The 25,464-nt window shown below is 54.1% G+C and carries 21 protein-coding genes and 1 pseudogene; 11 read left to right on the forward strand and 11 right to left on the reverse strand.

Features of this window, described 5'->3' with window-relative positions:
• Positions 1–16: 16 nt before the first annotated feature.
• The 3 genes from C5Y83_RS07005 to C5Y83_RS07020 form a co-directional block, all read right to left on the reverse strand.
• The gene (locus tag C5Y83_RS07005; RefSeq protein WP_105328937.1) at positions 17–2,728 is read right to left on the reverse strand and encodes a bifunctional YncE family protein/alkaline phosphatase family protein; all 2,712 of its coding nucleotides are present in this window, start codon (positions 2,726–2,728) and stop codon (positions 17–19) included.
• Positions 2,729–3,058: 330 nt separating this feature from the next.
• Complete coding sequence (locus C5Y83_RS07015) at positions 3,059–3,640, reverse strand: hypothetical protein (protein WP_146117679.1); 582 nt, start codon at positions 3,638–3,640, stop codon at positions 3,059–3,061.
• A gap of 114 nt (positions 3,641–3,754) precedes the next feature.
• Positions 3,755–4,909 (reverse strand): SGNH/GDSL hydrolase family protein, encoded by a 1,155-nt coding sequence (locus C5Y83_RS07020; RefSeq protein ID WP_105328940.1) that lies wholly within the window; start codon positions 4,907–4,909, stop codon positions 3,755–3,757.
• Positions 4,910–5,136: 227 nt separating this feature from the next.
• Between C5Y83_RS07020 and C5Y83_RS07025 the strand changes: the two genes are divergently transcribed.
• Positions 5,137–5,802, forward strand: coding sequence for an esterase/lipase family protein (locus C5Y83_RS07025; protein WP_105328941.1), 666 nt, complete (start codon positions 5,137–5,139; stop codon positions 5,800–5,802).
• Between the two features lie 37 nt (positions 5,803–5,839).
• On the opposite strand, the gene C5Y83_RS07030 is transcribed toward C5Y83_RS07025, so the two are convergent.
• Positions 5,840–7,021: a hypothetical protein gene (locus C5Y83_RS07030; protein ID WP_105328942.1), complete on the reverse strand. Its 1,182-nt coding sequence runs from the start codon at positions 7,019–7,021 to the stop codon at positions 5,840–5,842.
• A gap of 991 nt (positions 7,022–8,012) precedes the next feature.
• Here C5Y83_RS07030 and C5Y83_RS07035 point away from each other — a divergent pair.
• Together C5Y83_RS07035 and C5Y83_RS07040 are read left to right on the forward strand one after the other, a co-directional pair.
• Positions 8,013–8,270 (forward strand): hypothetical protein, encoded by a 258-nt coding sequence (locus C5Y83_RS07035; RefSeq protein ID WP_105328943.1) that lies wholly within the window; start codon positions 8,013–8,015, stop codon positions 8,268–8,270.
• 53 nt (positions 8,271–8,323) lie between these two features.
• Positions 8,324–8,845 carry a GNAT family N-acetyltransferase gene (locus C5Y83_RS07040; RefSeq protein ID WP_105328944.1) on the forward strand — a complete coding sequence of 174 codons (522 nt, stop codon included), beginning with the start codon at positions 8,324–8,326 and terminating at the stop codon, positions 8,843–8,845.
• Positions 8,846–8,954: 109 nt separating this feature from the next.
• Here C5Y83_RS07040 and C5Y83_RS29340 read toward each other — a convergent pair whose 3' ends face one another.
• Entirely contained in the window at positions 8,955–9,101 is a 147-nt protein-coding gene (locus C5Y83_RS29340) for a hypothetical protein (RefSeq protein WP_158262268.1), read from the reverse strand.
• Between the two features lie 8 nt (positions 9,102–9,109).
• Here C5Y83_RS29340 and C5Y83_RS07045 point away from each other — a divergent pair, with 8 nt between their 5' ends.
• The 3 genes from C5Y83_RS07045 to C5Y83_RS07055 all read left to right on the forward strand — a co-directional run bounded on the left by C5Y83_RS07045 (position 9,110) and on the right by C5Y83_RS07055 (position 12,516).
• Positions 9,110–10,567 (forward strand): porin, encoded by a 1,458-nt coding sequence (locus C5Y83_RS07045; RefSeq protein ID WP_105328945.1) that lies wholly within the window; start codon positions 9,110–9,112, stop codon positions 10,565–10,567.
• Between the two features lie 63 nt (positions 10,568–10,630).
• Positions 10,631–11,149, forward strand: coding sequence for a hypothetical protein (locus C5Y83_RS07050; protein ID WP_105328946.1), 519 nt, complete (start codon positions 10,631–10,633; stop codon positions 11,147–11,149).
• Positions 11,150–11,433: 284 nt separating this feature from the next.
• Positions 11,434–12,516, forward strand: coding sequence for a hypothetical protein (locus C5Y83_RS07055; RefSeq protein ID WP_105328947.1), 1,083 nt, complete (start codon positions 11,434–11,436; stop codon positions 12,514–12,516).
• A 76-nt stretch (positions 12,517–12,592) separates the two neighbouring features.
• Here the strand turns inward: C5Y83_RS07055 and C5Y83_RS07060 are convergent, their stop codons facing one another.
• Positions 12,593–14,173: an arylsulfatase gene (locus tag C5Y83_RS07060; protein WP_199194999.1), complete on the reverse strand. Its 1,581-nt coding sequence runs from the start codon at positions 14,171–14,173 to the stop codon at positions 12,593–12,595.
• Positions 14,174–14,368: 195 nt separating this feature from the next.
• On the reverse strand, positions 14,369–15,349 hold the full coding sequence (locus C5Y83_RS07065; protein ID WP_158262269.1) for a helix-turn-helix transcriptional regulator: 981 nt from the start codon (positions 15,347–15,349) through the stop codon (positions 14,369–14,371).
• A gap of 414 nt (positions 15,350–15,763) precedes the next feature.
• On the opposite strand from C5Y83_RS07065, the gene C5Y83_RS07070 reads away from it, so the two are divergent.
• Entirely contained in the window at positions 15,764–16,552 is a 789-nt protein-coding gene (locus C5Y83_RS07070; protein ID WP_105328950.1) for a hypothetical protein, read from the forward strand.
• A gap of 254 nt (positions 16,553–16,806) precedes the next feature.
• On the opposite strand, the gene C5Y83_RS07075 is transcribed toward C5Y83_RS07070, so the two are convergent.
• Entirely contained in the window at positions 16,807–17,835 is a 1,029-nt protein-coding gene (locus C5Y83_RS07075) for a protein disulfide isomerase family protein (RefSeq protein WP_105328951.1), read from the reverse strand.
• A 256-nt stretch (positions 17,836–18,091) separates the two neighbouring features.
• On the opposite strand from C5Y83_RS07075, the gene C5Y83_RS07080 reads away from it, so the two are divergent.
• The 3 genes from C5Y83_RS07080 to C5Y83_RS07095 all read left to right on the forward strand — a co-directional run bounded on the left by C5Y83_RS07080 (position 18,092) and on the right by C5Y83_RS07095 (position 21,507).
• Positions 18,092–18,877 (forward strand): TIGR00266 family protein, encoded by a 786-nt coding sequence (locus tag C5Y83_RS07080; protein WP_105328952.1) that lies wholly within the window; start codon positions 18,092–18,094, stop codon positions 18,875–18,877.
• Between the two features lie 1,109 nt (positions 18,878–19,986).
• Positions 19,987–20,952, forward strand: coding sequence for a DUF1559 domain-containing protein (locus tag C5Y83_RS07090; protein WP_233207130.1), 966 nt, complete (start codon positions 19,987–19,989; stop codon positions 20,950–20,952).
• A gap of 102 nt (positions 20,953–21,054) precedes the next feature.
• Complete coding sequence (locus C5Y83_RS07095) at positions 21,055–21,507, forward strand: Ig-like domain-containing protein (protein ID WP_233207132.1); 453 nt, start codon at positions 21,055–21,057, stop codon at positions 21,505–21,507.
• Positions 21,508–21,602: 95 nt separating this feature from the next.
• Here the strand turns inward: C5Y83_RS07095 and C5Y83_RS07100 are convergent, their stop codons facing one another.
• Positions 21,603–22,046 carry a hypothetical protein gene (locus tag C5Y83_RS07100; RefSeq protein WP_105328955.1) on the reverse strand — a complete coding sequence of 148 codons (444 nt, stop codon included), beginning with the start codon at positions 22,044–22,046 and terminating at the stop codon, positions 21,603–21,605.
• Positions 22,047–22,147: 101 nt separating this feature from the next.
• Positions 22,148–23,206, reverse strand: coding sequence for a DUF1559 domain-containing protein (locus C5Y83_RS07105; RefSeq protein WP_146117680.1), 1,059 nt, complete (start codon positions 23,204–23,206; stop codon positions 22,148–22,150).
• A gap of 469 nt (positions 23,207–23,675) precedes the next feature.
• On the opposite strand from C5Y83_RS07105, the gene C5Y83_RS07115 reads away from it, so the two are divergent.
• A complete protein-coding gene (locus C5Y83_RS07115) occupies positions 23,676–24,416 on the forward strand; it encodes a TIGR00266 family protein (protein ID WP_105328958.1) in 741 nt (246 codons plus the stop codon).
• Between the two features lie 14 nt (positions 24,417–24,430).
• On the opposite strand, the pseudogene C5Y83_RS29975 reads toward C5Y83_RS07115, so the two are convergent.
• A pseudogene (locus C5Y83_RS29975) lies at positions 24,431–25,270 on the reverse strand (SMI1/KNR4 family protein).
• Between the last annotated feature and the right edge of the window lie 194 nt (positions 25,271–25,464).

Here is a 25,464-nt window from a genome sequence, read left to right on the forward strand (position 1 = left end):
AACGACTGCCCCTTTGCTAATCGTCGTCGTCCTCAACATCTTCCGACACCGCCCAGGCTGGGTAGGGATCACGGCTGCCGTGCATTGCGCGCCACAGGATTTGGTTAAGGACATCTTCTGGCGCGCGGTCGATTTCGCGGAAGTTGAGTGTCGACGACACGATCGCATCTTGCTTAAGAATCGGATCGTCGATGGCTTTCGGATCAGGGTTCATTTGATCGAGTGGGACGAGCGCCTTTGCTGCATCATAAGGTGCCTTGTTGGGTGCGTCTTGGAAGCAATCGAACATTGGCGTCGCGCTGGCGTCAAACTGGTTCATCGGTGGTAGCCCGAGGATTTGTTCGATGGTGCGGATCACACTGGTCGTGTTGTACTGTGTACTGACAAGCTCGCCCCGCTTGGCGTACGGGCTGGCACAGAAGGCGATCGTGCGATAACCGCTGACGTGGTCCCAGCCAGCTTGTGGGTCATCTTCAATTGCAAAGACAGCCATTTCGTTCCAGAACTTGGAATGACTCAAGCCTTCGACAATGCGGCCGAACGCAAGGTCGTTGTCGGCCATGCAAGCGGCAGGGGTCGGACAACGGGGTGAAGTTCCGCTGGTGTGGTCGTTCGGTAGGCAGATGATCACCAACTGCGGGTACTCACCCTGCTTCTCGAACTCGGCCAGTTCATTCAGCACGAAGTCGGCCCGGTATTGATCAGGGACGGACATATTCCACCCGACGTACTTCGGCGGCGAGATCGGCCGAAGCGATTCGACACTGGGCCAACAGCCGAAGACGACATCCTCGGTCTTATTCTTCCAAGCGTTGTAGCAAGCCAGGAAGTTGGGCGTTCCCTTCTTCGACGCATCACGCCAGCGAACCTCAGGGCCCATAAACTCGCCGTAGTTGCGAACGGTGATTCCCTTCTTCAAGGCGTTATCCCACAGAAAGCCAGACGGCGCGTACGCGAGCGCGTCGTCTTCATCGACACCCATCCCGTCGGGGTAGCTACGCGGGAAACCTGCGAAGCTCTTTTCCATGTAGTCGGTCGAGAATGCGGTCGTGCTCCATTGGTGACCATCCGCGCTGAGGATTCCACAGCAATAGGTGTTGTCGAGCAGGACAAAGTCATTGGCGAGCTTGTGGTGGTTCGGTGTCACCTGCGGACCAAAAATACAAAGCGAGGGATCACCGTTGCCCCGTCCGAGCGAACCGAGTACCTGGTCGTAAGTGCGATTCTCTTTGATGATGTAGATGACATGCTTAATCAGGCTTGGCTCGCCGATGCGTTCCGGAATTGCACGCGGTGGTTGATTCTCGCGAGCCGGGAGTAAGGCGTCTGCAATTCGTGGAGCACGCATGTTCCGCGAGACACGCTCTGACAGGGAAGGCAACAGCTCATCCAGCGGAATGTCGAACAGCGAGAGCGTTCCGAAGTAGTGATGCGTATTGAACCCCTTCGCGTCAGGCGTTGCACCACCGTTGTACGGCTTGGGTTCTTTGGCGAGTCCTTTGATGTTGGCGGTCACAATTCGCTTACGAGCGTCGTCGACCAAGATCGCGCCAGGGTACCAGCCGACCGGGATCATGCCGATCAACTTGGTATCTTCCGGCTCGTCTTCTTCCAGCTCGAAGACAGCAACGGCGTTCTGGGAGCCGTTTGCCACGTATAGCCGCTCGCCTTCGTCATCAAAAGCCGCGGCATTGGGCCCTGCCCCGAGTAAATCTGCCGGACTCGCTTTGGCCCACACGGTTTTCACCACGGTATCCGTGCGAGTATCAATGAGGCTCAGCGTATCGCTGCCCGCATTACAGCAGACCAGAAGTGGATTCTCGGGAGAGGCCGCTAAACCACTGGCGTGCAGTCCCGTGAGAATCTCCTTCACGACTTCTCCGCTACCGAGATCGACGACACTGACCGAGCCTTCACTGGCGATGTGCTTCACGGGATCGACACGGACGGTTGTTCCCCGGCCAGCAGGACCGGTGAGATCACCCTGTTTCGGGCGACGTCCACCCCAGTTGCTGACGTAAGCCTTGTTACCGATCAGCACGACATCAAACGGGGCGACCCCGACAGGGAACGTACGCAGTACCTTGCCGGTCTCGGTATCGATTTCGAGCAGTTGATTGGAAAGGTTGCCACAAACGTAAAGCCGCGATCCTTCTTGCGAGAGTGCCAGGCCGCTGGGGATTTCTGCCGCGCGACGCGGGGCGTTGGCGGCTGGCAACTTCCAGGCGAAAGCGGGGCTAACGGTATCATCCGCGGCGACGTCAAACACTTTGATCGAACCGTTGACATCGCTCATGTAGATGCGATCGCCAGCCGGTGAGAACAGGAGCCCGGTATAGCTGAGTTGCCCTCTGGTATCGGTCGGTACGACCGCTTGTTTCGATTCTTCCTGCGAACGTTCTTCCGGCAAGACCCCCGGCAACTTGACGCGCTGTTTGATGTTGGCTTCCACAGGATCGACGACGATAAGCTCATTCGTTTTGCCTGAGGTCACCAGAATGCGGCCACTGGGGGAAAGGGCCAACGCCTGAGGTCGCATGCCTGGCAGGTCCAATTGCCGCCCGTAGGGGGTCAATACTTGATTGACCGGCGTCATCCCCTGCCCGTCCTGCTTTGGCCCGACGGTTTCGTCCGCGGCAAACTGTGCCGACGAAATTCTATAGGAGAAGCACGACGATGCGGCAACAAAAAGAACCAGAACCAGCCGAGCGAAAGACGAACCGCACATACGAAGCAGACTCCGAAGCCGAAAAGCGAATAGGCAAACCGAAACGGTCTGCTTTCTGTCGTGAGTCTAGTGCACGGTCCATGAGAAAGGAACCTACTTCACGTGGAATTCACATGGATTAGCGACTCAGATCTTTGCTTCAAGTATTCCTTCCAATACAAGCAGAAAGACATTCGCTTGCCAAATGAAACCTAGGTTGCCTACTTGGGCGGTGTCGGTCGCTCCTGCGATTGAGGCCAGATGTTCACGCCAGGGTTTTTCGATGGGCTTGCGTGTGGTAAACGCGAGGATCGGGGGAGTTAGCGATAACACCGGCGGGAAAAATCGAAATCAATCGATGACCGGGCGTATGGCAAGGATTGAATCGGTTTCTAGATCCCAGCCAAACGGCAGGAGTCCATCTTTGTAAGCTTCGAGCACTGCTTCCAATATCGCGTAACGGCGTCCCATGAGGATGACGCGTGCGTACAGGATGGCCGTACCGTGCAAGATGGGACGTGAGATGATGTGCGAGTAAAGCTCTTCGGGATCGATCGTCGACTGGGTTGCGGCAAACTGTGTGGCAAACACGCGAAGCTTGTCGTTCTCCATCAACAGATTGCTCAGCCGGGTCGCTTCATCCGAGGCATGCTGAAAGTTGTCGTACATGTCGTGGTACGAGAAATTGAAGAACGACAGCTCGATGCTGCTGATTGTTCCTTCATCCAGTTCAACGCAAGCGGACGACTCATTGTGGATGTCGATGTCTTGCAGGTACTGCTCGTTGCTGACGATACGAATATGGACATCCTTCTTACCGGAACAGGCAACCCGCGTGGAATACGAAGTGTGATTGCTGAGAAATTGTTCCGATTGAAAGACGCGAAAAACTTCTGCGGATAGTTCGCTGAATGTGGTGTTTAAGTCCTGCATGAAATCCTGGGTGTCAAGACGAAGCGCGTCGAAAATTAGGGACTGGGTGATTCGCCAGGCGAAAGCTGGAACGAGCAATATTGCGTTCCAGCTTACTTGCCTGAAGTGAAGACGTTATTTCGATTCGCCGAGCATCTTGTCCAGCACAGGCTTAAAAGCTTCCGCTTGACGCATGAAGCCGAGATCGCTGGCGTGGGATGCGTCGGTCGCTCCTTCGGTGTCATCTCCGTAGAGGGTGTCTCCTTCGATGTAGGCCAGGTGTTTGACGCCAGCCTTGGTGAGTTCGTCGTAGGCGGCTTTCAGAGCGGCATGGTTTTGGGTGTGATGTTCGTGCCGCGCTGGCAAGATCCAATCGTTTGTGTTGCGGCGATCTTCCACCAGGATGATCGGCGTGTCGGGGCGGGCCGCGCGAAGCTGTTTGACCAGCGGGACGCAGCGCTCGGTCACCGCAGCGGCATTCATGTTCGGTAGGCAGTCGATCACATAGGCCGCTGGGTCGAGCTGCACCAGATAATCCCCCACTTCCTTGTCCATCTTGCCGTTGCCGCTGAATCCGAGGTTAACCACGGGACGATCGAGCCAACGACCAAGAATTGCGGTATGAACCATGCCAGGTCGACTGGCACAGGCGCCGTGCGTGATGCTGGTTCCGTAGAACACAATGGGCTTTTCGCGTGGTGCCAGCTCTTCAAACTTGGCACCCGGCTTCACGCCGATCTTCACGAAGTCGACTCCGTTGTATAGAGGCAAGTAGGCGGCGTACTCGCGCATGCCTGGGGCCAGGCCTTTGATGATGGCGGTTTTCATTTCTTGCTGGGTTGGCTTGGTGACCATCACCCACTTCCATTTGCCATCCTTATCGCGTGCATAAAGATCGATGCCGCTGACACCCGTGGCCGGCATGTGCGGCATGGCAAGCCCGGCATCCATCAGCTTGTAGTGGACATGGATCTCGGTGGCATCGGTTTTGAAGCGAACCATCATGCCAGCGCTATCGCGGCTAAGGCTCCAGACGGCCGGCGTCACATGGCCATTGGCCGATTTCGGGAAACGATCGAACCAGCGATCGCGCGGTTGGTCTGGGAGGATACGTCCTTCGACGCCCCACTCGGTGATGTCGTGCCAAACCAGTCCATCGGCAGCTGGCTTGTCCGCTTTCATGTCGGGGTCGATATCGCCGAGGCTTGGTTTGCTTTGGGCGAAAGCAACGCTTGTCAGGAGAAGCGACAGAAGACCAACGCTGTTGGCCAAGGTACGGAAGGTTCGCATCGAGGTGAATCCTTGTGGTGGGCAGCAAGAAGGTAGGTTCGAATATTGATGTCTGCGCACGAAACTCGAAAGTGCTACGGGCCGACTTGCCACGAATCGAGGGCTGCGGTCGGTCGCCCCTGCTGGATTGGCGATGCAGTCGTCAATAAGAGTCCAGTTTAACACAATCAAATTGGGGATGGCATTCACGCAGCGTTTCGAATTATCTTGTTCGTGGAGCCGACGGAATGAAAGAATTGGGCATGGGCACGCAGGATAATGTCATACTGATTCATGGTATTTCAGCATTTCCGCTGTTGCTGCGCCCGTTTGAAAGTTACTTGCGGCATCGCTCGTTTCATGCCACGCGTTGGGGGTATCGGTCATTGGGAACCTCTGTCCAAGACGATGCCGCAAGATTACGGGATGATCTGGCCGTTTACGCCGAGTCGGACGAACCGACGCACTTTGTCACCCACAGCATGGGAGGCATCGTCCTGCGTGCGGCGCTGGAAGGCATGACTTGGCGCCATCCTGGTCGCGTGGTCATGCTCGCCCCGCCCAACCACGGCTCTCGGTTAGCGCGGATTGCTTCCTACTTCTTACGTTGGCCGCTGCCTGCGTTGGCTGATATTTCCGATGGACCAGATAGCTTGGTTCAAAGACTGCCCGAGCCGATTTGCTTTGAAACGGGAATTATTGCCGGGAAACGCGACATGCTCGTCGCGTGCGAGAGTACGTCGCTTGCTTGTCAGCGCGATCGAATCGTGATTCCGTGCGGGCATAACATGCTGATGTTCCATCGAACCGGCATGCGCGAGACGCTCCACTTCTTGCAGTATGGGCGATTTTCCGATGAAGCACGGCGAATTGAAATCAGCGCACAAAAAAAGACGATGGCCCATGAGTCATGAGCCATCGCCCGGTTCTTAGCGACCGTGAATGTGTCAACTATCGATCGGAATCAGACGAATCGTCGTCGGAAGTTACCGTAACCGCGCTGTCCTGTTCATCTGACTTCTGCGGTTGCGAAACCGATTTTTGGTCGGAAGACTGATCGTGCGAAGATGCATCGTGTTGATCTTCCGGCAATTGTGGTTTCAAGGTGCGACGGGTGGCACCACGCACATCAACGCTGTGGTTGTTGGCGCGAACTACCTCGGCGATCATCGCCGGTCGACTGTTAATCCGACCTTCACGAGCGAGGACGCGAACTTCCGTCCCTTCCGAAATGTTAAGTTCCGAAAGCTTCTTGGCGGGACCAAGATTGATCTGTTGCGTCCCTTGTTCATCCGTGTTCACTCGCGCTACGAGATACTGACCGTCTCGACCATCGAAGTTTGCTTTCCGCGTGCTTACGACTTCACCTTTGAGACGCTTAAGTCGTTGTTGCTGACGATTCATCTGGTTTTGAATCGTCTGACCGTTGGCCTTTACCTTCTGGGCCATGAGCACAGGACGACCATCGATGCGGGCTCGTTGCCCATGGGCTTGGATCGTGTCGCCTTCTGAAAGTTGCAACTGCTTTACTTTGCTCTCAGGGCCGAGACAGACTGTTGCAATTCGTTGTTGATCATCCTTCAGTTTGGCAACGACATTCTTCTGGTTGGAATCCATCATCTGCTTGCGCTCGAGACTCTGGATTTCACCACGAACCTGCAGCATCTGCTGACTTCGCTGTGAATTGGCGAATTGGCCGTCCCGATGCTTCTGACGCGACCGTGCCTGGCTTTGCTGTCGTGCTCGCTCCAGATCGTAGAGGTAGATCGTTTCGATCGTGTCGTAGCGACCATCGTGATCGTAATCAGTGGCGATGTTAACCCAACCCTCGAGATCGAGTTCTAGGTTGCGACGTTGGGACTGGTTCGATGCTCGTCGATCCGTTCGATCTTGCGATGATTGCTGATGCGATTCGCGCCAGTCATCTTCATATTCGTGATGGCCTTCCGAATCGCGACTTTGATCCCGTCGCTGATTTTGCTGCTGACCTCGCTGTTGTGCCTTATCATATTGGTTGGAATTGGTCTCCGCTCGATCACGTCGACCCGACTGCGATTGGGCTGCAACCGGCATGACCATTGTGGCGGACATACCAAGGGCGAGGGCCACGGCGAGATGGGGGGACAATTTCATGAGTCGTAACTCCTTTCTCTCGTAAGAAATTCATCTTCACATTCATCCCGACGGACGAAACCTTTCCGACTGTCGGGGCGTGGCTGTTGATTGTTCGGGTAGGAAGCTACTCGTGCCTTACCAATCCCACCAACGATCGGTGAAGTAATTGGGATCGGTCATGTAGCCTCGACTACGACTTCCATAGGCTGGGTAGGCGTAATTCAGCGGACCTGTACCGGGGTAGCCTTGGTAGGGTGAGTCGTAGGTTGGGTAGCCGATGAAGTTGCTGTCTTCCCAGTAGTTGTCACGCTGCCACTGTCCAAACTGTGGGTCAATGTCGTTGATCTCACGCTCAGACAGGCGTCGTGAGCGGTCAGACAGTCGATCATTGAGGTAGTTCCCCTCGGGATTGTGTCATAGTAGAGAGGTGCTCTTGGAGGCATTGCTCGTGCTGAGGGAGCTTTCGGCGGTGTATCAACGCGTTTGGCTGGGGCATCTGTGTCGCGACTGTCAGCGTTGGCTGGTTCGGCGAAGAGAGCCGTCGTCGTTACTGCGAGAGCAAGGACGCTGAGTCCTGCTAACGTCTGGCGAATCCATTTCATGGAAGCACTCCTGTATGGGCAGTGGGCGGATGGAGATTGACCGAGCGGTGAGCAGTTGTTGTGAGCTAATTAAATCAGCCGCAAGGAACATGCCGAGATAGTCGCTTAGCGCGAAACAATAAGCGAGAACGATCAGGCGTCAGCGGCATCTCGTCCCTGCATCCCTAGGGCGAATCGATCTCACGAAAAATCGAATTGAAGGAGAAACAGAAGCGTATCGATCCACAGATACTCGGACGCATAGCGTGGCGAGTATCACTGGCACTTGGTAGCTAAGCGATCACGTTGGGGAACAAGCTACCGCTGGCGATCCATTCTAAAACTGCCCTTGACCGCGCTTCTAAATCTCAGGAATATCCCCCCACTGTGATGGTCTCTGGAAACAACAATCCACTGAGGTTTCGGCGATGATATTTGGTCGTTCGTTGGGTGTGGCCTTGCTAGCGGTCGGGGTTTGTGGTTCGAGCTCTGGCTGTTTCAGCTTGAGTCTGGGAACACGGAATTGTTCTGGCGATAGCCCGGAAGCCAAAGCCAGGATGAACGCCCTGGAGAAACGAGTCAGTGCCTTGGAACAGATGATTGGCCCTGCCCCCTCGCCAAGCGACGGCATTCCGACTGGTCCAACGCCAATCACCATGGAGCCCCTGCCACACGGCATGCCGTAGATTAGAATAGGCGGGAGCATTTCACTGTTTGGTTCCCGCCTGAAGTCATCTGTATGCAGTTCGTCGCCTGTACGTACGAAGATCACGCCTCAGCAATTCTCGAGATTCTGAACGAAGCAATCGTTCATTCGACCGCGCTGTACGACTACCATCCGCGTCCTGCCGAAAGTATGGCCGGTTGGTTTGAAGCGAAGCGGAAAGGCAACTTTCCGGTGATCGGCGCCGTCAATGCTGATGGGCAACTGATGGGATTCGCCACGTATGGAACCTTTCGTCCATTCCCTGCTTACAAATACACGGTCGAACATTCCGTTTACATCCACACCGAACATCGTGGCAAAGGCCTGGGCATGGCCTTAATGATGCAGTTGATCGCGATGGCGAAGCAGCAAGACTTGCATGTGATGGTCGGTTGCATCGACTTAAGCAACCAGGGCAGCATTCAGTTGCATGAAAAGCTAGGTTTTCACTTGGCAGGTTCCATCAAGCAAGCCGCCTACAAGTTCGATCGATGGTTGGATTTCGGCTTCTTTCAACTTACGCTTGAGACACCTACCAATCCGGTCGATGGTTAGCAATTGATCATTCGGCGACCCCTTGCTAGCTGCTTGCGTCGGTAAAGTCGCTGCAAGCGCGAAGGCTTTACCGATGGGCACATCATTCCCCCGGTAGGTTGGGGAATCGTTACGGTCGAGCGCCGTGCTCGATCGATTTCTTATCCATATGCTGCCGGATCGTGGTGATTCGCGCGAACGTCGACAACCGATCAGGCTTCGGGTTGCTTCCTTGCCACATACGGGAGAACAGGTCGAGTGAGCAGGTGGATAGCATGGTGCGCCATGCTTCTGTGCGCCTTCGGATCGGCCTCTGCTTGGGGGCAGACCGGTACCGATGCGCAAATCGACCAGCTGCAGCGCCAACTCCAACAGCAAGCAGCAGAGTTGGCGGAACTACGAAGCCGTCTCGATCAGAGAGATGCCTATTTCGCGCCAAGCAACGTAGCCAATCCCAACTCGTGCGATGATACGTCATTGCAGCGGTTACCTCTCGTGGCCGAAGTACCGTTAGACTTCCAGTGCGACGGCACACCGGTTGACCAGTCGTACTACAAGCTGAACTACTTCGCCGATTACGATAACGGGTTTATGATCCGCCCGTTTGACAAAGAGGAATTCCCATTCGAACTGAAGATCAACGGATGGGGACAGTTTCGTTACCATGCTTTCTCGCGTGGCGTGACTACTTGGACCGATAACGCCGGGATTACGCGTCCGGTTCGCAACCGCGATGCCTTCGATATCGAACGCGCCCGCTTGATGTTCTCCGGACACTTCCTCGATCGGAAGTTAGGCTATTTGGTGCTGTTGGATGGCGACACCGATGGCGGACACACGGTTGACTTCTTCTATTACTACTTTCGCTGGCAGGTCTGCGACTCGTTTGAATTGCAGCTTGGCAAACGGAAAGTACCTGGCACCCGACAGTGGTTGATGAGCTCGCGCCGAACTCGGCTCGTTGATCGACCGATGTCGCTCGATTTCTTCCGCCCGAACCTGACCGTGGGATTGTTCGGTGTCGGCAAGCTGGGAGAAACGGGCCACTACGAGGCGATGGTCGGCAACGGCTACTTCTCTTCTAACGCTCCCAATTCATCCTCTGACAACGAACTTACCTTTGCCTTCACCAACTACTTTGACCCTTGGGGAGCATTCGGCGAGCAGATTGCCGACATCGATTATAGCGAGCAGCCATTGATTCGAGTCGGGCATTCATTCGTTTACTCGCCGCAGCAAGGGGTGGTAGATGGCGTTCCGATCGATGAAGCCGATTTCATTCGGTTGTCGGATGGAACACGACTGACCGAAACCGGAGCGTTGGGACCTGGTGTGACGATCAATTCGTTCAACGTCTATCTATATGGAGTCGATCTGGCTTGGAAGTATCGTGGCTGGAGTGTCGATGCGGAAGTCTTCCTCCGGTGGATTCAGCAGATAGAAGCTGATGGACCGATCTCACGCGAGCAACTCTTTCAGCATGGATTCTACGTGGAGGCGGGGAAGTTTCTGATTCCTGGCGTGCTCGACATCAACGCTCGGTATTCGCAAGTCTCCGGCGATTTCGGCACCGGGCGCGAGTATGGCGCCGGCATGAACTGGTACCCGCTCAAAACGTCGCGGATGAAGATTTCCATCGATGCGGTTAAACTCGAAAACAGCCCCCTGCAAAACACGGCCAGTGATATTATGGTGGGAGATACCGGCACACTGATTCGGTCGCAGTTTCAGGCCGAGTTTTAAGCGATCGCCGAAATCTTGGCTTGACCAAAATCAACGTCTTCACCTTACACAGGAGATCCGACGATGCCACAGACCCCATCAGTACGGATAGCGAATGTCGCTGACGGTCGTTGTCTCCTGATTTGCTTGCTCTTACTTCTCACGGCCGCAGCCGGTTGTGGCGAGGTTCCTGAACCTGCACCGCCACCTACCACGTTTACGGTCGTCCAGCTTTTTCCCGAGTTTGGCGAACTATCAGATCAACTGCAAAAAGAAATCGAGCAGGCGAAGCTAGAAGGAAGAAAGCCATACGTGGAAGGAACGGCCGATTGGTGCGCACCGTGCCGGTCGCTCCGTAACAGTCTGAGCCATCCAAAGATGCAGGACGCTTTTGAGGGAACTTACATCATTCAAATGGACGTCGATGCCTGGTCGAAGAAGTTAAAAGGTTCTGATTTCGATTTCAGCTCGATTCCCGTGTTTTACGAAGTCGACGACAAAGGAAAGCCGACTGGTCGTAGTATTGATGGCGGAGCCTGGGGAGACAATATTCCGGCCAATATGGCACCTCCGTTAAAAGACTTCTTTCAGGGCGAATCATGAGTGACGCCAAATTGTGGTGCTAGCGTTAATGCGAAAGGAGGTATCGGTCAGGTGAGGTAGAGAAGTTCGAAAAGTCAAAGCTTCGGATCGTTTGCCTTGAAGCCAGACATTTGCCAAGAAAGCCTCCCGCCGTGCTGGCTGGTGTCCGATAGTTCCCACTGTGGGAGTAATTCATCCCCAGGGAGTGCGACGAATTCTATCTTTTGAGGTTTTGACGACGTAAGCGCGTCGTCGAATCTGATCCATCATCAAACGGCGAAGGCACGACACGGGAGCTGGTCTCCATGTTTCTCCAGATTAAGAAGGTCCTACTTTTTGTCTGCTTGTGCGTCGGCACGGTTGTCGGAGACGATGCGGACGACTTCACCCCTGCCTGCTCGGATGCGACTTGCGATTGCGAGGATTCCAGGGGCGGCCTCCGTTTTCAGCTGTTTCAACGAGACGCGGCGATCGACGATTATTGTGTGCCGTGGGATTACTGCGATGACTGCCTAGCCTACCACCAAAGCCGAGCCCAAGGTTGCGGCTGCTGCGGTCCCACACTGAGAGGCCGTTTTGGTCGTGCTCAGGAAAGAATTGGCGAGCTCATCGATGCCGTCATTCCTCCTTCTCCACTACCGATTCCGCTTTTTGAGGGGTTGGTTGAAGGGAGCGGGATGACCTTACCTCCCGAGCTTGGCACGGGCATCGTCTTCACAGAACTGAACCGCAAAGTGGCCGTTTCTGACGTTCGCTTAGCGCTTAATGGCGGAACACCCACTTCGGTTAATCGCGTCAGCGTGCCGACAACGAAGTTCCATGCTTCAAGTCAGATCGCGCGGATTGACGCTTGGATCTTGCCGTTTATCAACGTCTATGGGCTGGTTGGGTACACAAAGTCGACGGGCAACGTCGACGTGGTGGTTAGCGATTTTCCTACCATGTTTTCCCCTGATGCAACCATCCATGTACCGGTCGAGTTGGAAGGTCCCACAGCTGGTTGGGGCATTACGACCGGTGTCGGCGGAAAACATTGGTTCGCCACGCTAGATGTGAACAAGACTTGGACGAACTTCTCTCAGGTGGAATCGTCGCTGACTGCTTTGGTGATCTCCCCACGCGTCGGCGTGCCGATTGATCTGCCGTTCTTCAAAGGGGAGGCCCACCTCGGTGCGATGTATCAAGATACCGCACAGACCGTCGATCTGTTGATCAATCACCCAGCACTGGGCAACGGTTTGCAGGTCCAGGTCGATCAATACGAACCACGCCAGTGGAACTTTCTGGTAGGTGGGATGTGGGCGATTGATGAACGATTGATGGTGATGGTCGAAGGTGGCATGGGAGGCCGCGACTACATCATTACCGGAATCACGCTTCGATACTAACGTCACTCCGGTCTACCTACGCAGCCACCCACTTTTTGAGGCTGCGCGTCTGTTGCGTGAGCCGTTTGTCACATGGTTATTGACGAACCTTGTTGATGAATTGCTCGACAACGTTCGACATGTCGAATGACTTGCCACCTTGCACCGGTGGATACTTCTCGAGTGTCGCTAGATGGTTGCCCATCATTTCACCCATAGGTGCCATCAACCAAGAAACCTTCTGCATCAGATGTCCGTATGCATCGGGACTATCGTACGATTCGTAAGGGTCCATACGAATGTTGAAAACCAGCGGTGCGGTCCGCGGAACAAGGTTGGCGTAGTAATCTTCCTTGGTCGAGAAGTGGAACTTCCAAGGTCCCATCCGGACCGCGGTCAGCTTGCTTTCGTAATAGTGGAAGATGTGATCGCGCTGCGATTCTTGCGCTTCCCCCTTCCAGTAATCGAGGTTGTTCAGACCATCGATATATTGGGTTTTCTCCTTCATGGCAACGTCTGCGATGTTTGGGATCCCAGCGGCAGCCGCGATGGTAGTGAACAGGTCTTGATGTCCCTGAATACCGTTCAGCTTAGTATCGGCCGGAATCTGACCTGGCCAGCGAGCAACACACGGAACCCGCACGCCTCCCTCGTAGGTTGTCATCTTTTCACCACGAAATGGAGTCGTCGCTCCGTGCGGCCAGGAGGAGTGCTCAGGGCCATTGTCGGTCGAGTAGATTACGAGGGTATTCTCTTCCAACCCCATCTTTTCCAGTGCGTCGAGCACGATACCAATGTCTTGATCGTGCTGCATCATACCAGCTCCGTGATAGTCGGCTTCGCTGGTGATCGTTTCGACCTTGTTTAGCCACGAGTCGTCAACACGCGTGTAGAGGTGCATGCGGGTCGTGTTCAGCCACACGAAGAAGGGCTTCTTTGCTTCCTGCGAGTCTTCGATGAAGTTGAGCGCTTTCGGAATGACTTCGCCCGCGTCAAAGTTTTTCATCCGTTCCTGCGTCAGAGGACCGGTATCTTCAATTCGTTGCTTGCCGATTTTGCCGAACCGTGGCTGAACGGTGTCGTCTTCGACATCGGTGGCAAACGAGTGAATCACGCCGCGGGTACCAAACTTCTTTTCGTACTCTTCCAAGCTACCGGAGTACTTCTTGGCAAAGTTTTGATAGTCGCGTTGTTCTGCTTCTTCCTGAGTATTCAAGTGATAGAGGTTGCCGAAGAACTCGTCAAAGCCGTGCACGGTTGGTAAGTGTTCGTTTCGATCGCCGAGATGATTTTTTCCGAAATGGCCGGTACGATAACCTTCCGCCTTTAAGAACTCCGCCAGGCAGGGTGATTCCTTTTGCAGGCCCAAAGCGTCGCCCGGCTGTCCCACGGTTGTCATGCCCGAGCGAATCGGATACTGACCAGTGATGAAAGCGGCGCGTCCCGCGGTGCACGATGGTTGGGCGTAGTGATCGGTAAACAGAACGCCTTCTTTGGCGAGACTGTCGATGTTGGGTGTCTTGTAACCCATAACTCCGTGGTTGTAGCAGCCTAAGTTGGACCAGCCGATATCATCGCCAAAGATGACTAAGATATTGGGCTTATCCGCCGCGGTACCGGAAGTTGCGGAAATCAGCGTGAATACGGTGGCCATCGCAAGGCAAGCGAATAACCTCATGGCAGTTTCTCCCAGTTAAGTTGAGTGAAGCATGGTAGTAGGAAGAGAAGTAAGCGAGCCTAAATAATGCTTACTATGGTGCTGATCGTCGGTAAACAAAAAAGCAGTTACATTCGGCAAGATTACGTCGATATTCGGCTATTCTTACGGCAAAGCAAATTGGATGTGTGGTGATCAGTCAAATTCGTGTTGTCTTCAGTCAACATCGACGTAGGATCCCCCAATCCAGAATGATTCTTGAGTACGCTCCCGGGCGTGAAGGGTTGCCGAAGGAGTTTCGCCAAATAGTTTTCCGTAGGCGCCAGCGAAGCGGCCGAAGTGCCAGAACCCGTAGCGAGCCGCGATGTTGGTTACGGTAGTCGTTTCCGGATCGGCGGAACGTAAAGTAGCGTGGGCCTGATTCAACCGCCGTATCATCAGGTAGCGCTGGGGCGGCAGTCCGTAGAACTCGAGAAAGATCGAACGAAGCGTACGCTCGGAAACGCGTGTCGCGGAAACGAGGTCGTCAATCGTGAGGCTCTCGTTTGGCTGCGATTCAATCAGTTGCCGGACGGTGCGGATTAAGTCGTTACGGTGTAGCAGTGGACGCCCCGTTTGGCTGACCGGTTCGCAGGCGATGGTATGCAATCGTCGCCAGAGAGAGACCATCTCGCGGCGTACGAGCGTTGACAAGAAGGTCGATGTCAGGGCGCTCGGTTGATTGCGGACCATTCGCTGCAGTTGAATGAGAAGTCGTCGCGTGGAAGCGATCTCATCGCTTGGGAGGCGGGTGACCTGGTGACGAGCGGAACTGGCACGCAGATATTCGATTTCGTGCGATGAGCCGGTGAGCAAATGCCACGGTAAATAGACCGAACACCACGCGTGTTGCTTGAATACACTGATCGTAAACTCACTAGCCGCGTCGATCAGAAATACGGAATGATTCTCTAATGGAATGCCGTTGGTCCGGTAGTCGCCATGCAATGGAACGAACAAGATTTGTCCGTCTGAGCGGCTGGCACCCTCCGCAATGATCCCGCTCCATTCGCTGCCATATTGCAAATGGATCTCGCCTAGGTGGAACGAACACAACTCCCACCGCGGCTGCCCCAGCTTGGGAAGCATCAAGCGTAGATCGGCGTCTTCGATCGCGGACGCGTAAGCTTCAAACTCGCGAAACGTGTCGGCCATCATGAGCGATTTGCCTTTGAGTTTCGGAATGGTGGTTGTTAGATGAGATGTCTCTATTGAATCGTATCGATCACACATCGACCAGTGAATTTATGAGAGTTCATCCGCTTTTCATGAAGTAAGCAAACGAAAGGTTTTTGCCGAAAGCGGATTGCGAAGTCCCCTGGTCATCTGCGAATCATGACATCTATGCCAATCGAAATCGGCGTGCTCGAACCAGCCAAAGATGCGTGATCCATTCATGATGACATTTGGATGAGTTCCTAATCTTCGATGATTACATCGCGATATCAAACGCGTTGCCTTTTCAAGAGACTTTATCCACACCTGATTGGAACGTATTGCAACCCATGGGTGATCGAGCACCCGATTTCCAGGCAGATGGAACCATCGGACCTATTATCTTGGAGAAATGCGATGAGACCGTTGATGATTGTGGGATCGGCAGTACTGGTATTGTCGTTGATTGCTGGAGACGCTCTGGCGCAAGGCGCGATTCGTGGGGGAATGCGTGGCGCGGCCGTCGGGGGCTTAGTCGGGGGAAAGTCTGGGGCCGGGACAGGGGCGAAGGTCGGAGTCGTTACCGGGGCAACGCGTTCTGCAATCAATCGCGAATCCCAATCGCGAACTCAGTATCAATCGACGCCTGAGTATCAGAACTATCAAGGTGCCGACTTCAACCAGTCTTCGCCCAATGTGATCATGTCGAGCGAAACAGGTTCGACGGCAACGCCAGCTACGCCACCAACCTCAAAGGCTGGCGAAGAATCGGTGATCCGTAAAGACGGGAAGCCGATTCTCGGTGTTACTTTCCCTGCCGACTGGAAGCAACAGACGGGCGACAATTACATCTCGGCAGTCAGCCCTGATGGCCATTGCTGGTCGATGTTTGTGACCATCAAGTCAACCTCCGATAAAGCGGCCGCATTGAAGAAGGTGGAAGACGGACTTCAAAATTACATGACCAATATCAAGTTCGATGAAGCGACCGAAAAGAAGGAATCGGCAAGCGTCGTCACCGGAACCGCCAAGGGTAAGAAGTCCGGCAGCGAGCTTGTCTTCGCCGCAGGCGTGTTGGACGCCGGCGATGGCCAACTGGTTGCTGCTGGCTTCGCGGCCGATGCGAAACTGGAAGATCACTACAAGGCAACCGTTCGCGGTATCTGCGAAACGATTAAGAAGAGCGACGACTTTCAAGAGAAGTAATCACTCCGCACGCCTGACGATTCCGCCTGGCCAGGAGTCGTCAGGCGAGCATGTATCGGACGGAAGTCTGTTCCTGGCGGGGGCTAACCCTGCCCCGGTCCCTGCCAGGAGCAGAACCGTCTGGCCGATGGCGAATCCGGAGCAATTCATCGGAAGCAGCGTGCGTAACGAATCAGTTACACAATCGACAAATGTCTTCGCTGCATTCGACAGCGGCATGTGCATCCCATCCCACGACGATCTCTCGTTTCCGATTACTGCACCGCGTCAATCACCTTTTGGGCTTCTTTCCCAAAGTGCGTCTCTGGAAAGCGGCTTGAGGCGCGGGCCATCATGCGGCGGAGGGCGACTGGGGTCGAGCCTTTCTGCATGGCTTGATCGTACAGCTTTTTCGCAGTCAGCTCATTTTGGAACGATTCGTTTTCATCAAGCTTATCGAGTAACCCGCGACAGGCGCGACCTTGCGGTGTCGATTTGAAATCGGTGGCGATCAACTCGGCAAGTTCGTAGCCGTGGATCTGCTGGGGGACGGTTCCTTCGCGCGAGTCAGCAATCTTCTGCACCTGGCGATCCAGGAACGAGCTAATCGCCGAGTTGAACTCTTCGGCCAACGTATCGTCCATCATCTTCCGCATGGCCAACAGCGAACGTTCGTCGAGCTTGCTTCCGAGCTCGATCGGCCAAAGAACGTGCTTCAGCGTATCAGACGTTTCGTCCGTTAGCAGCGAGAACTTACCGTCGAGCCCGGTCTTGATTTGGCGGCTGAGTACGAACTCTTTCGAGCCGTCATCTTGCTTGTAGTAACTGCCAGCTTGCTTGCGATCGAGCTGCTGGCCTTCCTTAAAGATCGAGTAATTGAACAACTCGCTTTGGAAACCCATCCGAGCCACGATGCTGGGATCGTCCCCGTGGAAGATGTTGGGACCGACCAGGTTTCGTTGCAGGGCATAGTCGACCCCGCGAACCGTTTCGTCAGCGTTCACGGCAAACAGAATGATCGGCTTGTCTTTGATCGCCTCGGCCAACTGGGCGAACAACTCAGGCGTCCACGTATTGCACTTGGGACACCACGTGGCGTACACCATCACGACGGGCGTCTTATCGCCGATTGAAGCAGGCGAAGGAACGCGACCTTGCCACCGCACGCCTGCCAAAGCTTGATCAAGCGAAACCATCGGCCGCGCAGCCGCTCCGCCCGTTTCTGCTGAGGCCTGGGCGAAAGCCAAGGTGGGCAGCGACAAAACGGCAACGATGCAAACGACAAGCAAGCGGAACATTGGCATTGGTTACCTTCCTAATGGTTAATAATCAGCTTGTTTTGATTGAACTTGCTATGGCGATCCGCGTCAAGCTTGTTCCACCCTAAAAGGGGCTAGGTAACTCGTCGAGATCGAAGGCTTCACGGTGCTGAATGCGCAATATTGGGCCACCCACAGCGAACTAGAACTCGGGCGGCGAACTTTCTACAATCGCCGCTCGGCGAGATGGATCGCTACGACAACCACCTAGAATTACGTATGACGAAGGAGCTAACGCCTGATGCAATCACATGAAGTCGACTACGAAATCTTGGGCGATTCGATGCAATTAGTCGAAGTCGAACTCGACCCGGGCGAGACCGTCATCGCCGAAGCAGGGGCGATGTGCTACATGGAGGAAGGCATCCACTTCGAAGCCAAAATGGGAGACGGTTCTGCCCCAGCGCAAGGTTTCTTCGGCAGCTTGATGCAAGCAGGCGGTCGCATGTTGACTGGCGAATCGATCTTCATCACGCACTTCACCAATCAAGGAAGTGGTAAGAAACGGGTTTCGTTCGCAGCACCCTTCCCGGGCAAGATCATTCCGCTTGATCTTTCCAAGATTAATGGCCGGGTGATTTGCCAGAAAGATTCGTTTCTCTGTGCGGCGCTAGGCACGAAGCTGTCGGTCGCCTTCAACAAACGTCTCGGCACTGGCTTCTTCGGTGGCGAGGGTTTCATTATGCAGCGACTCGAAGGAGACGGCATGGCCTTCTTGCACGCTTGTGGCACGATCATCAAGAAGGAGCTAAAGGGAGAAACGCTACGAGTTGACACCGGCTGCCTGGTCGGGTTCACCGACGGCATCGACTATAACATCGAGCGCGCCGGTAACTTGAAGAGCATGGTCTTCGGCGGCGAAGGCTTGTTCCTGGCGACCCTCCGCGGTCAAGGAACGGTCCTGCTGCAAAGCCTTCCGTTTAGCCGCATGGCGGACCGCATCATCCAACACGCCCCGGCCGCTGGCGGCAAGAGCCAAGGCGAAGGTTCCGTTCTCGGCGGGCTAGGGAACTTGTTCGGGGATTAAGGCAGAAGCGTGGCCGATTCCACAGGGCGGACTCATAGCACATCGCTACTGAGGACCGCCCTTTTTCGTTGTCCCAAACCAAGCAGGGATAGAAAGTCCTGGTATGGTAAGACAATTGCGATTAGAGGTTTGAAGGGCCTGACGCGGTTGATAATACGCAACGACAACTCACAACAAACAATGGTGTTTCTCTGTGCCAACCCGTCGATGCAAAGCCGACGGTAAACCTGCGAACTGGCGATTTTCCTTTCGTCTCTGGGCACTTATCTTGCTGATAGGTTTAATCGCCGCGCCGCTGGGATGGTGGTCTTATCTCCACCGACGTGCGCAAAAGATAAACTACTGGAGGAATACTATTGAGAGCATTGGGGGCCACGTAATAGTTCAAGATACAACCGCAGGGCCGTTCTGTTACGGGCCGCACCTTGCCTAAGCTTACTACCTTTTTGGCCGCCAGGACCGATTTGCGAGATGACTCACTTGTGGGAGTTGCACGTTCGCAGTCTCTGAAAGTTTGTTCCCTTGCAAAGACGCCGCTAACAGATCAAGGACTGGAATACTTTCGTGATCATCCAAATCTCGAAAAGTTGTCGGCCGATCATACGAGTATAACGGATGAGTCAATCGCCATATTTGAATCATTACCGTCCCTGAGAGAACTGCAAATCAAAGGGACCAGAATTAGCAAACAAGCGATCGATGAGTTTCAAAAGAGACACCCCGATGTAACGATCCTCGATTAGCATCGAAGCGGCTAACAACACTTCTACACGAAAGTCACCGCAAGTGGCCTAATGCGATATCTTCTGCTTGGCGAATGGTTTCTAACTCGCCACTTTTTGCCCCCTATTATGCCTCTCCCTAAGCCAACTGGGTGATCTTTATTAGGCGAAGATGAAGGTTCGGTGAATTCGCGGCGCACAAGGTAAATAGCGGTTCCGCATTCATCATAGAAGGCAATAGACTCGGGCGGTCATTTTTAATTGGCGGTCTTCGTCAACGATTGTTTTCGTTCTATCGAGAGAGCGATTTCTTCCCTCTGCGCGTGCTTTTTGTCAATGCGAACGAAGTGGGTGCAGGGATTACCAAGTCTTGAATAGGTGTTTCAAGTGCGAAAAACATTGATTTCACGGCGCGGCTTCACGCTCGTCGAATTGCTGGTAGTCATTGCGATTATTGGCGTCCTCATTTCACTTCTTCTGCCGGCCGTGCAGCAAGCGCGCGAGTCAGCCCGGCGTATGCAGTGCCAGAACAACCTGAAACAGATCGGGCTGGCCATGCAGAATTATCACGGTACTTACAACACCCTGCCCTCCGGAAACTATGGGCTGGTGAATGCGGCGGGCACTAAATACTACGGACACGGTTGGACTTGGCACGCAAGCATCCTGCCGTTCATCGAACAAGGGGCGTTGCAGGACGCCATCACGGATCCTGCTGGTGGATTTGGTAACGAAAACGGCGGAACAACCAGCTTAAAGGGATTGGTCGTTCGTGCCACCATCGTGAACGCATTCTGGTGCCCCTCGCAGCCGGATGTCAGCAACGGCGCTCAGAAGAATGGCGGATACCAGCCATCAAATTACAACGGCAACATGGGCACCCGGATCGGCAATGGCAACGACAACTGCGTTTGCACGGGTGTGTCGACGCTCGCAGAAATGCGAACGAAGGCGTGGGGCTGCATGAATGGAAACGGCATCTTCTACGTCGACAGCAAGACTCGCTTTGCCGACGTGAAAGACGGCCTCTCGAACACGATCTGCGTGAGCGAAGTGGGCGACTCTGGTGGTGACGCGATCGGACATTTCAGCGGCGGCAGCGATCGCAAAGCCATCTTTTCTGGCGGGGCTGACGGCAATCCACCGAGCGAGATGTCGGAATACCTGATTGCTGCGGAAGGAAACGACCCGATTAACGGCGGTGCTGAAGAAGCCGCTGGTAGTTGGCACCCAGGCGGAGCGAATTTCGTCATGTGCGATGGGAGTGTCCGATTCCTATCGGAGAACATGGACATGCCGACCTATCAGGGGCTGAGCACCCGTAACGGTCGCGAAACGCTCGGCGAATACTAAGCTGCCAAACTCGTCGAAATCTAGCCGCGCCGCCGATCTTGGCGGCACGGCTTACTTGCTGAAATCTCCCAATCATCTATGTCAGAATTACGAGTGTGTGCTGTGAAATTGATACATACTGGTCACCTCGCAGTGGCCTTATTGGTAATGTTCCTGGGGCTGACCGGTTGCGGCGGGACTGGGGATAAGCCCGACTTGGGGCAAGTAACTGGAACCGTCACGTTGGATGGGCAGCCGCTTAGCGGAGTTGCCGTGGTCTTTCAGCCAGACAATGGTCGTCCGGCCCGCGGGATGACCGATGCCGAAGGCAAGTACGACCTGATCTACATTCGTAACGAACGTGGAACGAAAGTCGGGCACAACCGAGTCGAAATCGCCCCCAGCGAGGAAGGGGAAGATGAGGGAGAAGAGGCGGAAGACCCAGACTCTGTCGAACCAGCCAAACCGGTCAAATCGGGTAAGCCAAAGGTTCCAGCCAAGTACAACCTCAAGACCGAACTCGAAGCTGACGTCAAGCCAGGTGATAATACCTTCGATTTCAATCTCGAGTCGTAATCATTCGACGATAGATACCGAACAATTCGGGACAGGTCTTTTTCCGTGGAGTTAGCCTGGGAAAAAGTCCTGTCCCAATTTTCTACTGCGACGCGTTAATCCTTCAATTCCAGCGTCAACTCGTGCGACCCTTCTTTAGTCACATCGGCAGTCAGGCCTGACTTGATGAAGTCGGAATACTTCGCCGGCACATGATAGATTGCTTCGTTCTTAAGAAGCTTGTTGCCGGTTGGATCGTTGGGATCGTTCTCTGAAATTAGCTGACTCTTATCGACGGCCACTTGGTACTTGCCTGCGAAAATTCCATCACCGGGATTTGTCGTACCCATCTGAGCAACGCCGTTGGAATCGGTCAAACCGTTGGCGTAGTTGCCTTCGTCACTCACGAAGATGACGACTGCCTCTTCGATCGGTTGCCCTTGGTACATCACCGTGACGGCAAATGGAATCTTGCCAGGTTCCAGCGAAGGACCACAACCCACAAGTAGCACTGTAAATAGCAGAGCAATACCCAGGAGAAGACGTTGATTGATACGCATTGAATATCTCGTCGGAAGGAAACTTCCAGCACTTATAATAACGATCGAGAACATCGACCGGCGCGCGATACGTCAGGCCGGTCAATCCGAGAAGTCTTAACTTACGGAGCGCTAATTGCTTCGCTACCAGACTTGGTGACCATTGCTCCCCACACACCGTAAGGGCTGGGGGAACCGGTGTCGGGATAACCGCGGTAGTTCGCGCCTTGATTACCGGTGTTGATTGTTTCGGTCACAAAGCGAACCGAACCATCCATCATGCCAACGTTCACGCCACCAGGATGATAGCTGGTCGGCGAGAGCAGATATTGGCTTCCTCCGTGGCTCGTCCCATCGGCGATCAGCACCGAGTTTGGCGGGGTCGCAGCGGTGACACCCACGAACAAGATGGCTCCATCCCAGGCGCGGAATCCTCGTAGCGGCTGATTGCTGAATACCCCGACGGTCGAGATGTATTGCTTGGTTTGCTTGTTCAATAGCGGAGTCAACGCCACCGGGTACCAACTGGTAGAGCCCGGTTTGGTGACCACCGAACCGTAGCTACGATTACTAGATGGGCGTACTCCCTCGGAGAGCCCCATGGTGTTGCTGGTTCCGTCGGTGATCGAGGACATCCGCGACCAGGCGTCGTTGAGGAACACGCCGGCGTTCATATTGCCAGAAGTATAGGTTCCCCCGGGGTAGGAACGATAAGGGCGATCGCCAACAAAGAAGTAGTAGTCAGCGGCACCGGCCGTTTGATCAGGAGCTTCGGGGGACAGAAGCGGACCTGCATTGCTCGGGCACAGGAAGGAATCTACCGTCGTCTTCCAAATCGGATCGCTCGCATCATAGGGACCCACGGCCGAGGTCATGGCGTTATCGTACATCGCACCTTGTTCCATGAACGGCAACACGGCGAAACGAGCATTCAAACGATTGTTTCCCGCATAGGAAGCCGCCCCGCGAGGGTTCCCAGCCCGCAGCGCCGGAAATGCGTTGAAGGCATCGTGGTAAAGCTGAACTGCTAAACCAAGCTGCTTCAGATTGTTGGTGCACTGCATCCGACGAGCTGCTTCGCGGGCTTGTTGAACGGCTGGCAGCAGCAGAGCGATCAACACACCAATGATGGCAATGACGACAAGCAACTCGACGAGTGTGAAACCTGACCTTGTTTTCATCACGAAACCTGTGGAAATATGGACAGAATGATGTATTTCTTTCCGATCCTAAGAACGCTAAGTAATTTAGTCAACGAATTGGAATTCGTAGAAAATCGCCTTTTTGTCTCGACAAATTTCGGTGCGTGTGGCCGAGAAAGTTACCAAAAGAACTTGATTGAGCCAGCTATGGGAAAAGCGAACGCCCTTCTCGAATGTGTAAGCTGCAATAAACTAAGGTAATTGCCATGGCATTTGATGTTTTTAACGAAATAAATCTCGTTAAAAGCTTAAAACCGCAGTGCTTACCACAATCGAAATCGGCAATTAAGTGATGCTGTCCTGGCGTTGACCCGGGACCTGGCAGATTGCTTCTCAACGAGCTCCCGGCGCGAGCTATGTTTTCATACGTCGACGTCCGCTCGGTTGATGCGGTTCGCGATACGACGAAAAGTTCGCAGTCAGCAATCTATCCAAGGGCCCAACTCTGATGTCAACGCAACAACTCGCGCATGAAGTCGATTACGAAATCCTAGGTGAATCGATGCAGTTGGTCGAAATCGAACTCGACCCAGGCGAGACCGTGATCGCCGAAGCAGGAGCGATGTGCTACATGGAGGAAGGCATTCAATTCGACGCGAAGATGGGCGACGGTTCCAATGCCAATCAAGGGTTCTTCGGCAGCTTGATGCAAGCTGGTGGACGAATGCTCACCGGCGAGTCGATCTTCCTCACCCACTTCACCAACCATGGTGGCGGTAAAAAACGCGTTGCCTTTGCGGCGCCTTTCCCTGGAAAGATTCTGCCGCTCGATTTGTCGACGGTAAACGGTCGCATGATCTGTCAGAAGGATTCGTTCCTGTGTGCGGCCCTTGGCACCAAGCTATCGGTTGCGTTCAACAAACGCCTCGGGGCTGGCTTCTTCGGGGGCGAAGGATTCATTATGCAGCGACTGGAAGGAGACGGTTTGGCGTTTCTACATGCGTGCGGCACCATCATCAAGAAGGAACTTAACGGTGAAACGCTTCGCGTCGACGCTGGTTGCCTAGTCGGCTTCACCGACGGTATCGACTACAACATCGAACGGGCCGGCAACTTGAAGAGTATGGTCTTCGGTGGCGAAGGTTTGTTCCTGGCAACGCTACGTGGCGAAGGAACCGTCTACCTGCAAAGCCTCCCCTTCAGCCGCATGGCCGAACGCATCGTTCAGCATGCCCCAGGCAAAGGTTAAATCAAGTTTAAGTTTCATTGAGGAAGGCGGGCCTCCCCTTCCTCAATGAGATTTTGAATTGCCCGCAGTCGGGCATAGCCGCACGTGTGCGTCACGCCAGCGTGCATCTGGTACTGCACGAACTCCATCCGGACCTTACCTTCGGCATTACAATCGCAATGCCAGACGAATTCAGGGGTGGCCTGCAAGGAAAAGCCTTCGTCGCGCTGAGTCATTGCGGCGGTAGCTTGCTTTATCAGCGCGTAACGACTGGGAATATCCCCTGGTTCGGCGAATTGGTCGTAAGTCGTCAACTGCTGACGAAACGCTTGGAAGTTATTCGCCACTTTCGGCCACATGGCGAGCTTCGTCTCTTGAACATTGGAATACGATCCTAATTCCCAGAAGTAGACTGCCCCTGTATCCTCCTTGCGGAGACTTAACAGCCATAAGTTGCCGTGTGCGTCACGAGCAATCGGAAGGGTACTTTCCGGTAGGCGATCGGCGAGTATTTCGAGATGCTATTCGACGCTCGCCCACGAGCGTTCGTCATTAAGCGCGAAGAAACATAAAACATCGCTTGCTGTCTGTCTACCATCTTCCTCAAAGATCACGCAATTCGGTGAGGGAAATCCTCCATTGTGATCAAGGACAAACTCGCGATATTCACTCGGTAGTTTAAGCGATCGCTCTTTCTCAAAGGAATGGAGATATGACTCGGTCAATTGAGCGACATCCGGGAGCGATTTTAGCATTGCATTCTCAGGACGATTAATTCGATCCGTTACCAGATTGTCTTCAATGGATCGAGACGAGGTGATGGCGTCCATGGCTGGATCGCAGCCACTAAGAAGAAACGCTAAAAGAGCAGCCATGATCGGTAATATGTACGACTGTTTGTATTTCACTTTAAATCCATTAGGGATGCCGAGAGTTTAGTTGCTGCCAATGTATCGCCTCGATTTAAGGTGACAAGCGGAATTTGTTTACGCATCGTATTTCACTCAGTTAAACAGCGGCAAAGCGTTCGACAAGCACGAACAATTCATCTACCTTGGCACCAGCATCC

It is taken from the genome of Blastopirellula marina, from assembly GCF_002967765.1.
GTDB classification, from domain to species: Bacteria; Planctomycetota; Planctomycetia; order Pirellulales; family Pirellulaceae; genus Bremerella; species Bremerella marina_A.